The organism is Kosakonia sp. CFBP8986 (genome assembly GCF_034044935.1).
GTDB lineage: Bacteria > Pseudomonadota > Gammaproteobacteria > Enterobacterales > Enterobacteriaceae > Kosakonia > Kosakonia cowanii.
In genome coordinates this window covers 33,902-49,388 of record NZ_JAXCXB010000002.1, presented here as the reverse complement: position 1 = coordinate 49,388, position 15,487 = coordinate 33,902, and the positions used below count along the sequence as shown (strand labels likewise).

Here is a 15,487-nt window from a genome sequence, read left to right as displayed (position 1 = left end):
TGTTTGCGCAACCTAAAATTAATGATGAGCCCATTCGATGGATTCGAGATCCACGCCCTGCTTGAACATCTCCCACAACGGAGAGAGATCGCGCAGACGGCCGATGGATTTGCGGACCAGCTCGATGGTGTAGTCAATCTCTTCTTCAGTGGTGAAACGCCCTAAAGAGAAACGGATGGAGCTGTGCGCCAGTTCATCATTCATGCCCAACGCGCGCAGCACGTAGGACGGTTCCAGGCTTGCAGAGGTACAGGCTGAACCAGAAGAGACAGCCAGATCTTTCAGCGCCATGATCAGCGACTCGCCTTCAACGTAGTTAAAGCTGACGTTGAGGATGTTCGGTGCGCCGTGCTCAAGATCGCCGTTCAGGTAGACTTCTTCGATATCGTTGATGCCGTTCCACAGACGGTTGCGCAGCACGCGCAGACGCGCCATTTCGCTCTCCATCTCTTCTTTCGCGATACGGTAAGCTTCGCCCATGCCTACGATCTGGTGAACAGGCAGAGTGCCGGAACGCATGCCGCGCTCGTGACCGCCGCCGTGCATCTGCGCTTCGATACGGATACGCGGTTTACGCTGTACGTAGAGTGCGCCGATACCTTTCGGGCCGTAGATTTTGTGGCCGGAGAAGGACATCAGATCGACTTTCAGCTGGCTCAGATCGATCGGCAGTTTGCCGACGCTCTGGGTGGCGTCAACGTGGTAGATAATGCCGCGCGCACGGCACATTTCGCCGATAGCCGCGATATCCTGCACCACGCCGATTTCGTTATTCACGTGCATGATAGAGACGATGATGGTGTCGTCACGCATCGCCGCTTCGAGTTCTTTCAGATCGATAATGCCGTTACGCTGCGGGGCGAGGTAAGTCACTTCAAACCCTTCGCGCTCAAGCTGGCGACAGGTGTCCAGCACGGCTTTGTGTTCGGTTTTGCTGGTGATGATGTGCTTGCCTTTTTTCTGGTAGAAATTGGCAGCGCCTTTAATCGCCAGGTTGTCGGATTCGGTTGCACCGGAGGTGAAGACGATTTCGCGCGGGTCAGCGCCAACCAGTTCAGCAATCTGGTTGCGGGCGATATCTACCGCCTCTTCAGCCTGCCAGCCGAAACGGTGCGAACGGGAAGCAGGGTTACCAAAGGTCCCGTCCAGGGTGAGAAACTGCATCATTTTCTCGGCAACACGCGGATCCACCGGCGTGGTTGCGGAGTAATCGAGATAGATCGGTAATTTCATTGCTCTTTAAACTCCGTACATCGCTCTAATGCAAGGAATCAGGCAACCGGCTGGATGTACGACCGTGTTAACAGGGCATCAGACGATGCCCTGGCCCGATTCTGAATTCAGTTTAATTATTATGCGCGCAGCTTAACGTCGATTGCGTCCTTGCCACGGGTGTTACGATGGGATTCGTTGCTGTGCTGACGGTCGGAGACGTCGAGGATTTCCTGATTATTCACCAGCTCACCGAGGGTGATGTTGTTCAGGAAACCGGTCAGGCGATCGCTCAGATCGCGCCACAGCGCGTGGGTCAGGCACTTATCGCCGCCCTGGCAGCCACCTTTACCCTGGCAACGGGTCGCATCGACAGATTCGTCAACGGCGCTAATCACTTCGCCGACGGCGATGCTGTTCGCATCTTTGCCCAGCAGATAACCACCGCCGGGACCACGTACGCTGGAAACCAGGCCATTTTTACGCAGGCGGGAAAAGAGCTGCTCCAGGTAGGAGAGGGAAATTCCCTGACGCTCGGAAATATCAGCCAACGGCACCGGGCCCGATTCGGAGTTGAGCGCAACGTCCAGCATTGCGGTCACGGCATAACGCCCTTTAGATGTCAGTCTCATGTCTTACAAGCCTCAAACTCGCCCCTGCCCGGGGTTTATTATTAAAATGTTAACGTTGCATAGCAGACGCAAGTCTGACATTCCTGACTAAAATGGTCAACTATTTAGTTGACTGTTTTAGTCAAGTATTCACCGCTTCGCTTAACCGCCCGCCAGGACAGGGTTTGTTGCCTGAATTACCCTTTTTGCTTCTGCTCAATTGACGCCAGAATGCCGCGCAGAATGTTCAATTCCTGGCTCTCCGGCCGGGCACGCGTGAAGAGGCGACGCAGTTTATTCATCACCTGGCCGGGGTGGCTTTCACGGATAAAACCGGTAGAGAGCAGCGTCTGCTCCAGGTGACCGTAGAAGCGCTCGAGATCGTCGACCAGCGGGTAAGGCGTCTCTTCCTGCTCTGCGGTCGGCGCATCGCTCTCCTGCTTAGCCAGCCACGCCATGCGCACTTCATAGGCGATCACCTGCACTGCCATCGCCAGGTTCAGCGAGCTGTACTCCGGGTTGGCGGCAATCGCGACGTGATAGTGGCACTTCTGCAACTCTTCATTGGTAAGACCGACGCGCTCGCGGCCAAACACCAGTGCTACCGGTGCATGTTCCGCTTCACCGATGCTCTTTAGACCGCATTCGCGCGGATCGAGCATTGGCCACGGCAGCGTGCGTGAACGTGCGCTGGTGCCAACCACCAGGCTACAACCGGCTAAGGCTTCATCTAAGGTATCGACGATCTGTGCATTGCCAATCACATCGCTGGCACCTGCGGCCAACGCGATGGCTTGCGAATCGGGTTTGACCAGCGGGTTAACCAGCCAGAGATTGGTTAAGCCCATGGTTTTCATGGCACGGGCAACGGAGCCCATGTTGCCGGTATGGGAGGTTTCAACTAAGACAATACGAATATTTTGCAGCATAGGTTTTCTACGGCTAAAGAATATTGCCGGATACTATCATAAAGCTGAGACATAATTCGAATTGGCTGGTATGATACGCGCCGTTTTCCGTTCTTTAACATCCAGTGAGAGATATCGATGCATCCGATGCTGAATATCGCCGTGCGTGCTGCGCGCAAGGCGGGTAATTTAATTGCCAAAAACTACGAAACACCTGACACCGTAGAGACCAGCCAGAAAGGCAGCAATGATTTCGTGACCAACGTTGATAAAGCTGCTGAAGCGGTAATTATCGACACCATCCGCAAATCTTACCCGCAACACACCATCATCACCGAAGAGAGTGGCGAGCACGAAGGCACAGACCCGGATGTACAATGGGTTATCGATCCTCTGGATGGCACCACTAACTTCATTAAACGCCTGCCGCACTTCGCGGTATCTATCGCCGTTCGTATTAAAGGTCGCACTGAAGTTGCGGTCGTTTACGATCCGATGCGTAACGAACTCTTCACTGCAACTCGTGGCCAGGGCGCACAGCTCAACGGTTACCGCCTGCGCGGCAGCACCGCTCGCGATCTGGACGGCACCATTCTGGCGACCGGCTTCCCGTTCAAGGCGAAGCAGCACGCAACTACTTACATCAACATCATTGGCAAACTCTTTACCGAATGCGCAGACTTCCGCCGCACCGGTTCTGCCGCGCTGGATCTGGCCTATGTTGCCGCCGGTCGCGTTGATGGCTTTTTTGAAATTGGCCTGAAGCCGTGGGATTTCGCCGCAGGTGAACTGCTGGTTCGCGAAGCAGGCGGTCTGGTGTGCGATTTCACCGGCGGTCATAACTACATGCTGACCGGTAACCTCGTCGCCGGTAACCCGCGCGTGGTAAAAGCGATGCTGGCAAATATGCGTGAAGAGCTGAGCGACGCGCTGAAGCGTTAATCCTCTCGCTGGCCGGGTTTTGTGAATTGCCTGATGGCGCTGCGCTTATCAGGCCTACAAAAGCAGGCCCATCAGGCCGGATAAGGCATTTTCGCCGACATCCGGCAACACAAGCCGCACCCCGCCACACGTAGGCCGGATAAGGCGTTTTCGCCGCATCCGGCAACAAAAGCCGCACCCCGCCACACGTAGGCCGGATAAGGCGTTTTCGCCGCCATCCGGCAACAAATGCCGCACTTCGTATCCGTCCTCGATTAAAAGGGGCGTAATCCGCCGCCCGGTGGGAGCGCGCTCATCCACATCACCACCGCTGCACTCACCAGCACCACGCCACCCGCTAACGCTAATGTCGTCCAGCCAATCTGCCGCCACAGCACCGGCGCACGCTTACCGCTTAACTTCACCGCCAACTGGCGAAAACCGTGTACCAGCAACGCCAGCCCGCTGATGGTCAGCGAGGTTCCGGCAGCCATCGCCAGCGCAGAGGCCACGCCCCAGGCGAAGACGCCAATCACTTTACTGAACAGCAGCACCATAATGGCGCCGGAACAGGGCCGCATCCCCATCGATAAGACAATCACCAGCCGTGCGCGCCAGTCGCCGCCGTTCTGCAACTGCGACTGCGTTGGCAGATGCTGATGACCGCATCCGCAATTATCGTGATGAACATGATGCGGCGTGAACGCGCGAAACTTGGGCGCTTGTAGCAGCTGACGCAGGCGTTTCAGCGCACGCCAGCAGAGCAGCAGCCCCAGCACGCCGACCAGCAGATAACTCCCCTTCTCCAGCCAGTAACCGCTAAGGTGCAACTGCCGGGCGGGCAGCGCCAGCAGGCTCAGCACCACAACCACCAGTAAAATCGCCACCAGCCCCTGTAGCAGAGACGATGCCAACGTCAGGCCAATAGCGGGTTTTAATTTTGAGGGATGGGTCGCAAGCCAGGTGGTGATCACCACTTTGCCATGCCCTGGCCCCAGCGCATGCAGCACGCCATAGACAAAGCTGAACAGCAGCAGCGTGCCGCCCGCTTTGGCCGGATTTTCAGCCACCGCTTTCAGCAGCGTGCTCATCTGTATATTCACTTCGCGCTGCCAGAGCGCGCTTCTCATCACCACCTGCGGCCACGCCTGCCAGAGCCAGAGTGCGCCGAACACGGCAACCACCATAAACAGCAGCAGCGGCCACCACTGCAGTACGCGCCGTTTGCGCGCCATCTGTTGGCTGATTACTGACATAGCAGCGTCACCGTTTGAGCAAACTGTTTACCCAGTTCCATATCCTCCTCCGGGGCGTCGGTCTTATCCAGCGACTGCGCGTAACTCAGCACCTCTTCGCCGGGTTTCGGTGTATGTAGCGTCGTTTTACAGCTCGATTGCAGCGGCGCGGGCAGCGTGACATCGCTCTCTTTGTCGTAGCGCATATCCACGTAATAGGTGGGATCGAAGGTCGAGAAGGTGTATTTCTGCCCCTTCAGCGGCTGCGGCTCCGCCAGCGGCAGCACAAAGGTCAGCACCGCCTGGTGCGCCTCACGCGAGAGGCCATACTCGCTCGGGCGGTTGAGGAACTTCACCTTCTGCCCGTTATGCCACACTTCGGTGAAGTAGTGCTGGCCGAGCACGTTTGCCATCACTTCCGCCGCCAGCTTTTTCCAGATCTCTTCGCCTGGCTTTGCATTACCGGCGTCATAGAGCAGGTCTGCGGAGGTGATCTCATCCATCGTCCAGCGCATTTTCAGGCCGGTAAACTGACCGTTTTCGCTAACCAGTTGCGTCTTCATCACGATAAAGCTGTGCGGGTGCGCCATAAGAGAAAACGATAAAAGCGCGAGAAAAAGCCCCAATACCCACTGTTTAACTAATTGCATCTCTTCCTCACGTGAAAAATTCTGTGATGCTCCCCGGCATTCCTGGTCGAAAATGCGGCGGCTGCGCTGTCGCTCAAGATACCTTTAACTACGCTTATCAAATAGCCCTTTTTCCAACCCTAACTGGACCCTGACAGATGACCATGACGCTGACCCCACCATCTGTGCTCTCCAGCCCGCAGCGTCGCTGCCAGGTGCTACTGCTGCTTGCCCTGCCGGGACAAGGTATCACCATGAAAAACATCAGCGCCATTAATGGCGTGGATGATACCGTAGCCCTGCAGGATATCGCGGAGACGCAAAGCGAGATCCAACTTTACCACCGGCTTTCCATCGTTCCCTACGGTGATGGCGGTTACCGCATCGAAGGCACGCCGCTCGATCAGCGCCTGTGCCTGCTCCACTGGCTGCGCCGCGCCCTGCGCCTCTGCCCGGAATTTATTACTGAACACTTTACGCCCGCTTTAAAAACGGCGCTTAAACAACAGGGCATTGCGCGCACACTCTATGACGATATTAATCTGCATGCGTTGATCAACCTCTGTTCGCGCCGCCTTAAACGCTCGTTTGAGTGTCGCGATCGCCAGTTTTTGGGTCTCTATTTGCAGTACTGCCTGTTGCAGCATCATAGCGGCCACTCGCCGGAATTTAACCCGGTTCAGCAGGCGTGGGCGCAGATGCGTGCCGAGTATCTGGTGGCGCAGGATATTGTCCGCCACTGGCAGCGCCGCGTTGCCGCTACGGCTCATGAGAATGAGCACCTCTTTTTAACCCTGCTGTTTATGCTGGTGCGTACACCCGATCCCAGTCAGGACGATCATCAGCAGGATCACCGCCTGCGCCTGGCCATCAGCCAGATGATTGCCCACTTCCACCAGCTCTCCGGCATGCATTTCAGCGACGAGCAGGGGCTGACCAATCAGCTCTATATCCACCTTGCCCAGGCGCTGGATCGCAGTTTGTTTGGCATTGGTATCGATAACGCATTGCCGGCGGAGATTAATCAGCTCTACCCGCGCCTGATGCGCACCACGCGCACGGCGTTAGAGGGGCTGGAGAGGGAGTATGGGCTGCGCTTTAGCGATGAGGAAGCGGGTCTGGTGGCGGTGATTTTCGGTGCCTGGCTGATGCAGGAGAGCGATCTGCATGAGAAGCAGCTGGTGCTGATTACCGGCGACGATAGCGCCAGAGAGCAGGAGATTGAGCAGCAGCTGCGCGAGTTAACGCTGCTGCCGCTCACCATTCGTTACTTGCCGCTGGAGAGCTTCCGCGAAGAGGGTGCGCCAAAAGATGTGACGCTTATCATCACCCCTTACACCACGCCGCTACCGCTCTTTTCTGCACCGCTGATCCACACCGACGGGCTGCTGAGCGACCAGCAGCAGGAGCATATTCGCATTATGCTTGAGGGCTCCCCTTCTGCGCGGCGACCGTTGGACGCAGGACCAGCGCTGGCAATGCCAGCAACGCCATAATAAAGAACAGCCCCTGATGCAGATGTTCGAAGAGGAAACCGGCGATCATCGTCATCAGGGCAATACTTCCGCCCATCGCCACGGCGGAGTAGACCGCCTGTAACCGGATCACCTCACTGCCCTGCCGGGCGGAGATGTAACGCATGGCCGCCAGGTGACACACCGTGAAGGTGCCGCAGTGCAGGATCTGCGCGACAACCAGCCACGGCAGCGCAATGGTCCAGCCCATCAGACTCCAGCGAACCAGACCGCACACCGCCGAGAGCAGCAGCAGATCGCGCGCGCTGAAGCGGCGGAAAAGAAGATTGCTGAGCGTAAAAATCACCACTTCCGCCACCACGCCCAGTGACCACAAATAGCCCACCGTTGAGGCGGAGTAGCCCACCGACTGCCAGTAAATCGCGCTGAAGCCGTAATATGCGGCGTGCGCGCCCTGTAACAACGAAACGCAGGCGAGAAAGCGCCAGTTCTGCACAATCAAGGTGCGCCAGGCGGGCCAGCCTGCACCCTCCTGCTGGCGGTTTTCACCCTGTGGCATAATCGACGGGCGCAGCAGCATGCCGAGCAGCATTGAGGCGGTACCGATCGACAGCATCACCAGAATCGCCCGGTAGTCGTAAAGGCTTACCAGTTTGCCGGTCAGCGCCGAGCCAATCACAAAGGCGATCGATCCCCACACCCTGACGCGGCCATAATCCATCGGAAACTGTTTTTGCCACGTGCCCGCCAGCGCATCTGTCAGCGGCACCAGCGGCGAGAAGAAGAGGTTAAAGCCGACAATCACCACCGCCAGCCAGGCGACATGGCTTCCGGCGTAAAAGGCCATCGCAAAGATAAGCGTAGCCAGCGCCAGCACGCGCAGGGCGGTGATTAATCGGGAGGGGTCGCTTACGCGCGGGGCAATCAACAGGCTACCGAGAAAACGGGCGACGAGACCGGCGCCAAGCAGCATACCGATGATTTCGGGGGTTAACCCGACGCCTTTGAGCCAGACGCCCCAGAAGGGTAAGAAGATGCCGTAACTGAAAAAGTAGGTGAAATAAGCGAGCGCCAGCCAGCGCGTTGACTGCAGAACCATGATTTCCTCCTGAATCGAAGCGTTAGTCTGGCGGCAAACGCCAGGCCTGGCAAGCAACAATCAGGTAACAAATTTGCCTAAGCGCAGGTTTTGCAACATTAAAACGCGCCGGGCGGAATGCAGCACTGGCGAGCAGGCAAAAAAAAGCCCGCTTCACAGGAAGCGGGCTTGTTTGATTTTGGAATCTTATGCGTAAACCGGGAAACGGGCGCAGATATCCAGCACTTTCTGTTTGGTGCGCTCGATTACTGCTTCGTCGTTGATGCTGTCCAGCACGTCACACATCCAGCCTGCCAGCTCTTTGACTTCCGCTTCTTTGAAGCCGCGACGGGTCACAGCCGGCGTACCGACGCGGATACCGGAGGTCACAAACGGGCTCTTCGGATCGTTCGGCACGCTGTTTTTGTTAACCGTAATGTTGGCACGGCCCAGCGCGGCGTCCGCTTCTTTACCGGTCAGGTTTTTATCAACCAGATCCAGCAGGAACAGGTGGTTATCGGTACCGCCGGAAACGACGTTGTAGCCGCGTGCAAGGAACACTTCCACCATCGCTTTGGCGTTTTTCGCAACCTGCTGCTGGTAGGTTTTGAACTCCGGCTCCATCGCCTCTTTCAGCGCCACCGCTTTACCGGCGATAACGTGCATCAGCGGGCCGCCCTGGCCGCCAGGGAAGACGGCAGAGTTCAGTTTTTTGTACAGCTCTTCACTGCCGCCCTTCGCCAGGATCAGGCCGCCGCGCGGACCCGCCAGGGTTTTGTGGGTAGTAGTGGTAACAACGTGAGCATGCGGAACCGGGTTCGGGTAGACGCCTGCGGCAATCAGACCGGCAACGTGTGCCATATCGACAAACAGGTACGCGCCGATGCTGTCGGCGATTTCGCGCATTTTGGCCCAGTCAACCACGCCGGAGTAAGCAGAGAAGCCGCCGATGATCATTTTCGGCTTATGTTTTTGCGCCTGCTCATTGAGTTCGTTGTAATCAATGTGGCCCGTTTCATCGATGCCGTAAGGGACGATGTTGTAGAGTTTGCCGGAGAAGTTAACCGGGGAGCCGTGAGTCAGGTGGCCGCCGTGCGCCAGGTTCATACCGAGAACGGTATCGCCCGGCTCCAGCAGCGTGGTGTAGACGGCGAAGTTAGCCTGTGAGCCAGAGTGCGGCTGAACGTTGGCGTAATCGGCGCCAAACAGCTCTTTCGCGCGGTCAATCGCCAGCTGTTCAACGATATCGACATATTCACAGCCGCCGTAGTAACGCTTGCCCGGGTACCCCTCGGCATATTTGTTCGTCAGCTGAGATCCCTGCGCCTGCATAACGCGCGGGCTGGTGTAGTTTTCGGAGGCGATCAGTTCAATGTGCTCTTCCTGACGTACTTTCTCCTGCTCCATAGCCTGCCACAATTCGGCATCATAATCGGCAATGTTCATTTCACGCTTTAACATCCGCATCTCCTGACTCAGCTAACAAAACAACTCTCAATGAGGGCCCGAATTCGGGAACGGCTGACAGTATAACTGATTAAAATTCTGAGAACAGGTCTTGACAAAGGTTTTTGCGCAAACGATTGGCTGCCCGTCACACAAGGCTTTGAGCAACAACGGGCTTCGGTCGGGAAAGGGATTTCTTTTCAGCTTTGTGATGCAACTTCTTCATGTTAGATAACCCCTCTTTCATTGCGCCCTTTACAATCTTAGGCTGGCGGTTATAAGATGCATATAAAATACAACTTTAAAAATGCACGTTTAGAAGGAAGCCATCATGCTCGACGCTCAGACCATCGCCACCGTTAAATCCACCCTCCCGTTGCTCGCCGCTACCGGCCCGAAACTGACCGCTCACTTCTACGATCGGATGTTTCAGCACAACCCCGAGTTGAAAGAGATCTTCAACATGAGCAACCAGCGCAATGGCGATCAGCGTGAAGCGCTGTTCAATGCCATTGCCGCCTACGCTGCGAATATCGACAATCTCCCCGCCCTGCTGCCAGCGGTGGAAAAAATCGCCCAGAAGCACACCAGCTTCCAGATCCAACCGCAGCAATATGACATCGTAGGCGAACATCTGCTGGCGACCATTGATGAGATGTTCCAGCCGGGGCAAGAGGTGCTGGACGCGTGGGGCAAAGCTTACGGCGTGCTGGCGGGTGTATTTATCAATCGTGAAGCGGAGATTTACCGCGAGCACGCCGATAAAAAGGGCGGCTGGGAGGGGACGCGCGCGTTCCGCCTGGTAGAGAGAGTGCCGCGCAGCGCGCTGATCACCAGTTTTGAGTTTGAGCCGGTCGACGGCCAGCCGATCGCCGATTACCGGCCGGGTCAGTACCTTGCCGTGTGGCTGAAGCCGGAAGGGTTTCCCCATCAGGAGATCCGCCAGTACTCTCTCACCCGCGAGCCGAACGGCAAAAGCTACCGAATTGCGGTGAAGCGTGAAGCGGGCGGCCAGGTCTCAAACTGGCTGCACGATAAAGCGAAGCCTGGCGATGTTGTTTATCTTGCCGCACCAGCCGGTGATTTCTTCCTCGATGTCAGCCCGCAAACGCCGGTATCGCTCATCTCCGCAGGCGTGGGTCAGACGCCGATGCTGGCGATGCTGCACCATCTAACCTACAGACATCACCGCGCGCAGGTTAACTGGTTCCATGCGGCGGAAAACGGCGAGGTGCATGCCTTTACCGATGAGGTAAGCGAACTGGGCGCGAACCTGCCGCACTTTTATCAACATGTCTGGTATCGTCAGCCAAATGCGGCGGATGAGCAGGCCGGGTTGTTTAACAGCACCGGGCTGATGGCGCTTACCGAGATGAAAGATCGAGTAAGTGACGGGGAGATGCAGTTTTATCTCTGCGGACCGGTGGCGTTTATGCAGTTTGCGGCACAACAGCTGGTTACGCTTGGCGTTGAGCGCGATCGCATTCACTATGAGTGCTTCGGCCCGCACAAGGTGCTGTAAGCAGGATGCCCTCACCGTGCGCGGTGAGGGCGAAAGATCAGATGGCGGCGTCGTCTTCTTCGCCGGTACGAATACGCACTACGCGCGCAACGTCAAAGACGAAGATTTTGCCGTCGCCGATTTTACTGGTCTGCGCGGTACGGATAATGGTATCGACGCAGGTATCGACAATGTCGTCGCCCACCACGATCTCAATCTTCACCTTCGGCAGAAAATCCACCATATACTCTGCGCCACGGTAGAGTTCGGTGTGGCCTTTCTGGCGACCAAAACCCTTCACTTCCGTTACCGTCATCCCGGTGATGCCGACTTCAGCCAGCGCTTCACGCACATCATCCAGTTTGAAAGGTTTAATAATCGCATCAATCTTTTTCATGGTCGTTCCTTACACGCTCTTGCCAGTCTGCTGCATCGTAATCGGTTGCTCACAGTACCATAATCATTTCGCCTTTACTCTTTAAAGTCATTGGCATCCAGTTCATGGCGGGAGAGGAGTTTGTAAAACTCGGTGCGGTTGCGCCCCGCCATCCGCGCGGCGTGCGTCACGTTGCCTTTGGTGATTTGCAGCAGCTTGCGCAGGTAGTTGAGTTCAAACTGGTTACGCGCTTCAACAAAGGTCGGCAGCGCAGTGTTCTCCCCTTCCAGCGCCTGCTCGACCAGCGCATCGCTGATCACCGGCGACGAGGTGAGCGCTACACACTGCTCAATCACGTTCACCAGTTGGCGCACGTTACCGGGCCAGCTGGCAGTCATCAGCCGCTTCATCGCATCGGTGGAGAAGGCGCGCACAAACGGCTTATGGCGATCCGCAGACTGGCGCAGCAGGTGGTTGGCAAGCAGCGGAATATCCTCCGCGCGCTCCGCCAGCGCCGGGATCTTCAGGCTGACCACGTTCAGGCGATAGTAGAGATCTTCACGAAACTCGCCGCGCGCCATCGCTTTTGGCAGATCGCGGTGCGTCGCTGAAATAATGCGCACATTGATATCGATATCGCGGTTGCTGCCGAGCGGGCGCACCTTGCGCTCCTGTAACACGCGCAGCAGTTTGACCTGTAACGGGATCGGCATATCGCCAATCTCATCAAGAAACAGTGTCCCGCCCTCTGCCGCCTGGAACAGCCCTTCCCGGCTGCTTACCGCGCCGGTAAAAGCCCCGCGCGCGTGACCGAAGAGTTCCGATTCCAGCAGCTGCTCCGGCAGCGCGCCGCAGTTGATGGCGATAAAGGCGTTTTTACTGCGCGGGCTGGCGTTGTGGATCGCCTGCGCCAGCACCTCTTTACCGGTGCCGCTCTGGCCGTTAATCAGCACGCTGACGTCGGACTGCGCCACCATCCGCGCCTGTTCAAGCAGGCGCAACATCAGTGGGCTGCGGGTGACAATGGTTTCACGCCACTGATCGTCGCTGGCGGAGCCGCTGTGCTCCAGCGCATCATCGATTGCCTTGTAGAGCGCGTCTTTATCCACCGGCTTGGTGAGAAAGCTGAAGACGCCCTGCTGCGTGGCGGCAACGGCATCGGGGATCGAGCCGTGCGCGGTGAGAATAATTACCGGCATGCCCGGCTGCAGGCGCTGGATCTCGGCGAAGAGCTGCATGCCATCCATCTCATCCATGCGCAGGTCGCTTATCACCAGATCGACCTTCTCACGCGCGAGAATGCGTAACCCCTCCTGCCCGCTTTCGGCGGTAACAATGCTGTAGCCTTCGCTGGTCAGGCGCAGCCCGAGCAGCTTCAGCAGGCCCGGATCGTCATCCACCAGCAACAGATGCGCCGGTTTGCGATTGGTCATGGTTTCGCCTCCTGCTGATCGGTATCGCTTTTCGCCGGATGCGCGCTGTCCGGCATATCGGCAGGCGCCGGTTTGCGAATGGAGAGACGCCGTTCAATGTCGGTAAGGTTTTCCAGCTTGCGGGTGGTGGTATCAAGCTGTTCATGCAGGGATTGCTGCTGGGCACGCAGTTTGTCGAGCTCGCTGTCGGCGGACTGCTGCAATTTCGTGTAGCGGCTGCGCTCTTCGGCTAACTGCAACTGTGCTTTTTCGCCATCGCGCCAGAGCTCAAACAGCGGGCGCACCTGCGCCGGGATCGACGGGCTTAAGGCATCGAGACGATCGGTATAGTCACGGCGCTCAAGGGGGGTAATTTTGGCATTCGAGAGCAAAATACCGCGGCGCAATGTCGCCTGCCAGGTGTTATCGGACCATGCACGCGCTTCCGCACGCGCCGCTGCGGGCGACAAGCGCTGTGCGCAATCCATGCCGCGCAGCCAGAACAGCGGGTTGCTGTCGACACTCTGCCCCGACAGTGTCCAGATATCGTTGCATTCCGTTAATAAAAAGTCGGCCAGTTGGCGATCGGGAAGCTGCGGTTTTTTATTGTCATGAATGGCGCTTGGCGGCGTTTGCGTCACGCAGCCTGCCAGCAGCAGGCAAGGAAGCGCGCGCAGCCAGCCCGATTGCTGTGTCATCGCGTTGACCACGCGGGAAAAGAGATGCGACATACTCACCAGATTTATATTCATTGCGTTGATTTTTCCGGCGCGACAAGCGGTAGCTCAATACGGAAACAGACATCGTCCTTGCTGTCCGTCACCAGATGCAGTTCACCCTGCATTCTGCGGATACAGTCTCTGGCGATGCTCAACCCCAGCCCGCTGCCTTTCACCGCGCCTTTGCGTTGGTGGCTTCCCTGAAAGAAGGGCTCAAAAATCATCTCGCGCTCCGCCTCTGGGATTGGGGTGCCGGTATTCGCTACGTCAATGCGCAACCGTGCGCCGGTACTATAACTGTGGAGACGAATGGTACCGGATTCAGCCCCATAGTGCACCGCGTTGGAGTAAAGATTATCCAGCACGCTCATCAGCAGCATCGGCTCTGCCTGGCAGGTCGTCGCATCGAGCGCGATTTCGGTATGCATCATTTTAGCTCGCGCTGGCAGGCTGTGCGCGGAGAGCACCATCTCCACCAGCGGTGCCAGCTCCACTGCTTCCAGCTCGACGGAGCCGCCGGCCAGCTTGCGGTTGTAATCAAGCAGTTGCTCAATCAATTTTTGCAGGTTACGGCTGCTGGCATCGAGGATCTCAACCACCTCTTTCTGCTCCGGCGAAAGCGGCCCGACCACCTGGTCGGCAAGCAGTTCGGTCCCTTCACGCATGCTGGCGAGCGGCGTTTTCAGCTCATGGGAGATATGGCGTAAAAACTGGTGGCGCTGCGACTCAAGCCACGCCAGCCGTTCGCTCAGCCAGATAATACGCTCGCCGACGTAGCGCAGCTCGCGCGGGCCGCTAAACACCACGCTTTGCGCCAGAGGCCGCCCCTCCCCCAGCCGGTTAATCATCCGCTCAATGCCTTTAACCGGGCCGATAATCATGCGGGTAAAGAGCAGCATCAGCACCAGGCTGACTAAAAAGAGTACCAACGCCTGCCAGCCGAAGAACTGACCGCGCTCGGCGATCTCCAGCTGGAGCTGCTGCCCGCGCGAGAAGACCACGGCGCGGGTCGACTGCACCATCTCCGTATTCGCCGCCGCAAACGTCTCCAGCTGCGCAGAGGCGGCAGGTGACGGGCCGCTGTTGGCGCACTGCAACTGGGCGAGATCGTTCAGATCCTGGCGCAGCGCCTGGTAGAGTCTGTCATCGGGTAAAACACCGGCATGTGCCTCCAGCATCTCGCTGTACCGCTTGCGCTGATTCTGGTAGACCCGCTCAAGGGTAGCGTCATCCAGCACGCAGTACTGGCGGTAGCTGCGCTCCATCTCCAGCGCGGCGTTGGTCATCGCTTCACTGCGGCGGGCGTCAATCAGCGTCGTGCGGTTGGTCAGCAGGGCCTGGGCACTGAGCGCATTGAGGCTCTGCCAGGCTTGCCAGGCTAACACCAGCAGCGGCAGTAAAATAAGCAGAAACGCCATCATAACCAGTTGGCGTAAGGAGCGGGGAAAAGCGGGCCAGCGTTTCAAGGCAGTACTCTCGCAGGATAAGGTACAGAGATGCTAGCTGAGTGACGGGGTAAAGAACAACAAAGCCGGGCAAAAGCCCGGCTTTGTTATGTAATTAGGCGGTGCCTAACTCGACGTTTCGCCCGAGGTCTGATAAAGCTACGCAATTATCAGCAGGTGGACGGCAGGCACCTTTAAGTGCGTCATTCGAAGGTTTATGTAGCGCGTCCCGAAGGGGCTGACATAAGAGGGTGAATGAGCCACTGGCTATAATTATGCACGTATTATGCCAGGTTGCCACGCATTATTTTAATCCATTGATTATCATCATATTTATTATTATTTCGGCTTTTGTGAAGTGCGCAACATTTCATCGCTCTGTCGCTATTTAGCAACACTCCATCAGCCCATAAATTATCACCATTAAAATCAAACAGATAAATGTCTCCTTTTAGAGACAGTGATAATCCTCTGATGTCGGGAAAAGCCGACACTTTTAGCGCCTGATCAAAAAAGCCC

14 protein-coding genes and 1 pseudogene are annotated in these 15,487 nt (G+C 57.0%); 3 read left to right on the top strand and 12 right to left on the bottom strand.

The features are described from left to right. Nucleotides 1–18: 18 nt before the first annotated feature. From iscS to trmJ, 3 genes are all read right to left on the bottom strand, one after another. Nucleotides 19–1,233 (bottom strand): cysteine desulfurase, encoded by a 1,215-nt coding sequence (gene iscS, locus SOM48_RS03920; RefSeq protein WP_023481252.1) that lies wholly within the window; start codon nt 1,231–1,233, stop codon nt 19–21. 119 nt (nt 1,234–1,352) lie between these two features. Further along, complete coding sequence (gene iscR, locus SOM48_RS03915; RefSeq protein ID WP_054803485.1) at nt 1,353–1,844, bottom strand: Fe-S cluster assembly transcriptional regulator IscR; 492 nt, start codon at nt 1,842–1,844, stop codon at nt 1,353–1,355. Nucleotides 1,845–2,020: 176 nt separating this feature from the next. Then, entirely contained in the window at nt 2,021–2,752 is a 732-nt protein-coding gene (gene trmJ, locus SOM48_RS03910; protein ID WP_042711559.1) for a tRNA (cytosine(32)/uridine(32)-2'-O)-methyltransferase TrmJ, read from the bottom strand. Between the two features lie 117 nt (nt 2,753–2,869). On the opposite strand from trmJ, the gene suhB reads away from it, so the two are divergent. Then, nucleotides 2,870–3,673 carry an inositol-1-monophosphatase gene (gene suhB, locus SOM48_RS03905; RefSeq protein ID WP_054803483.1) on the top strand — a complete coding sequence of 268 codons (804 nt, stop codon included), beginning with the start codon at nt 2,870–2,872 and terminating at the stop codon, nt 3,671–3,673. Between the two features lie 254 nt (nt 3,674–3,927). On the opposite strand, the gene SOM48_RS03900 is transcribed toward suhB, so the two are convergent. Both SOM48_RS03900 and SOM48_RS03895 read right to left on the bottom strand, forming a co-directional pair. Next, nucleotides 3,928–4,908, bottom strand: coding sequence for a nickel/cobalt transporter (locus tag SOM48_RS03900; protein ID WP_313354719.1), 981 nt, complete (start codon nt 4,906–4,908; stop codon nt 3,928–3,930). Continuing rightward, nucleotides 4,899–5,537, bottom strand: a complete 639-nt coding sequence (locus SOM48_RS03895; RefSeq protein WP_320511478.1) for a DUF1007 family protein — start codon at nt 5,535–5,537, stop codon at nt 4,899–4,901. The genes SOM48_RS03900 and SOM48_RS03895 overlap by 10 nt, the downstream gene beginning before the upstream one ends. Nucleotides 5,538–5,674: 137 nt before the next feature. On the opposite strand from SOM48_RS03895, the pseudogene csiE reads away from it, so the two are divergent. Continuing rightward, nucleotides 5,675–6,946 (top strand): annotated as a pseudogene (gene csiE, locus SOM48_RS03890) (stationary phase inducible protein CsiE); the annotation flags it as partial. On the opposite strand, the gene SOM48_RS03885 reads toward csiE, so the two are convergent. Then, nucleotides 6,936–8,090 carry a 3-phenylpropionate MFS transporter gene (locus SOM48_RS03885; RefSeq protein ID WP_320511477.1) on the bottom strand — a complete coding sequence of 385 codons (1,155 nt, stop codon included), beginning with the start codon at nt 8,088–8,090 and terminating at the stop codon, nt 6,936–6,938. The pseudogene csiE and the gene SOM48_RS03885 sit on opposite strands and share 11 nt — an antisense overlap. Before the next feature lie 186 nt (nt 8,091–8,276). Beyond that, nucleotides 8,277–9,530 (bottom strand): serine hydroxymethyltransferase, encoded by a 1,254-nt coding sequence (gene glyA, locus SOM48_RS03880; protein ID WP_023481167.1) that lies wholly within the window; start codon nt 9,528–9,530, stop codon nt 8,277–8,279. Between the two features lie 316 nt (nt 9,531–9,846). Between glyA and hmpA the strand changes: the two genes are divergently transcribed. Beyond that, entirely contained in the window at nt 9,847–11,037 is a 1,191-nt protein-coding gene (gene hmpA / locus SOM48_RS03875) for an NO-inducible flavohemoprotein (RefSeq protein WP_128482345.1), read from the top strand. Between the two features lie 37 nt (nt 11,038–11,074). On the opposite strand, the gene glnB is transcribed toward hmpA, so the two are convergent. From glnB to SOM48_RS03850, 5 genes are all read right to left on the bottom strand, one after another. Further along, nucleotides 11,075–11,413, bottom strand: coding sequence for a nitrogen regulatory protein P-II (glnB, locus tag SOM48_RS03870; protein ID WP_320511476.1), 339 nt, complete (start codon nt 11,411–11,413; stop codon nt 11,075–11,077). Between the two features lie 74 nt (nt 11,414–11,487). Continuing rightward, nucleotides 11,488–12,825 carry a two-component system response regulator GlrR gene (gene glrR, locus SOM48_RS03865; RefSeq protein WP_023481176.1) on the bottom strand — a complete coding sequence of 446 codons (1,338 nt, stop codon included), beginning with the start codon at nt 12,823–12,825 and terminating at the stop codon, nt 11,488–11,490. Beyond that, complete coding sequence (gene qseG, locus SOM48_RS03860) at nt 12,822–13,556, bottom strand: two-component system QseEF-associated lipoprotein QseG (RefSeq protein ID WP_289744993.1); 735 nt, start codon at nt 13,554–13,556, stop codon at nt 12,822–12,824. The genes glrR and qseG overlap by 4 nt, the downstream gene beginning before the upstream one ends. Next, a complete protein-coding gene (qseE, locus tag SOM48_RS03855) occupies nt 13,553–14,989 on the bottom strand; it encodes a two component system sensor histidine kinase QseE/GlrK (RefSeq protein ID WP_320511475.1) in 1,437 nt (478 codons plus the stop codon). The genes qseG and qseE overlap by 4 nt, the downstream gene beginning before the upstream one ends. Before the next feature lie 263 nt (nt 14,990–15,252). Next, nucleotides 15,253–15,462 (bottom strand): hypothetical protein, encoded by a 210-nt coding sequence (locus SOM48_RS03850; protein ID WP_320511473.1) that lies wholly within the window; start codon nt 15,460–15,462, stop codon nt 15,253–15,255. Between the last annotated feature and the right edge of the window lie 25 nt (nt 15,463–15,487).

Excerpts from the sequence above, each read along its gene's own strand:
- SOM48_RS03885 (WP_320511477.1), bottom strand. The coding sequence starts at position 8,090 with ATGGTTCTGCAGTCAACGCGCTGGCTGGCGCTCGCTTATTTCACCTAC.
- SOM48_RS03900 (WP_313354719.1), bottom strand. The coding sequence starts at position 4,908 with ATGTCAGTAATCAGCCAACAGATGGCGCGCAAACGGCGCGTACTGCAG.
- hmpA (WP_128482345.1), top strand. The coding sequence starts at position 9,847 with ATGCTCGACGCTCAGACCATCGCCACCGTTAAATCCACCCTCCCGTTG.
- glnB (WP_320511476.1), bottom strand. The coding sequence starts at position 11,413 with ATGAAAAAGATTGATGCGATTATTAAACCTTTCAAACTGGATGATGTG.
- iscS (WP_023481252.1), bottom strand. The coding sequence starts at position 1,233 with ATGAAATTACCGATCTATCTCGATTACTCCGCAACCACGCCGGTGGAT.
- suhB (WP_054803483.1), top strand. The coding sequence starts at position 2,870 with ATGCATCCGATGCTGAATATCGCCGTGCGTGCTGCGCGCAAGGCGGGT.
- iscR (WP_054803485.1), bottom strand. The coding sequence starts at position 1,844 with ATGAGACTGACATCTAAAGGGCGTTATGCCGTGACCGCAATGCTGGAC.
- qseG (WP_289744993.1), bottom strand. The coding sequence starts at position 13,556 with ATGAATATAAATCTGGTGAGTATGTCGCATCTCTTTTCCCGCGTGGTC.
- glyA (WP_023481167.1), bottom strand. The coding sequence starts at position 9,530 with ATGTTAAAGCGTGAAATGAACATTGCCGATTATGATGCCGAATTGTGG.
- trmJ (WP_042711559.1), bottom strand. The coding sequence starts at position 2,752 with ATGCTGCAAAATATTCGTATTGTCTTAGTTGAAACCTCCCATACCGGC.
- glrR (WP_023481176.1), bottom strand. The coding sequence starts at position 12,825 with ATGACCAATCGCAAACCGGCGCATCTGTTGCTGGTGGATGACGATCCG.
- SOM48_RS03895 (WP_320511478.1), bottom strand. The coding sequence starts at position 5,537 with ATGCAATTAGTTAAACAGTGGGTATTGGGGCTTTTTCTCGCGCTTTTA.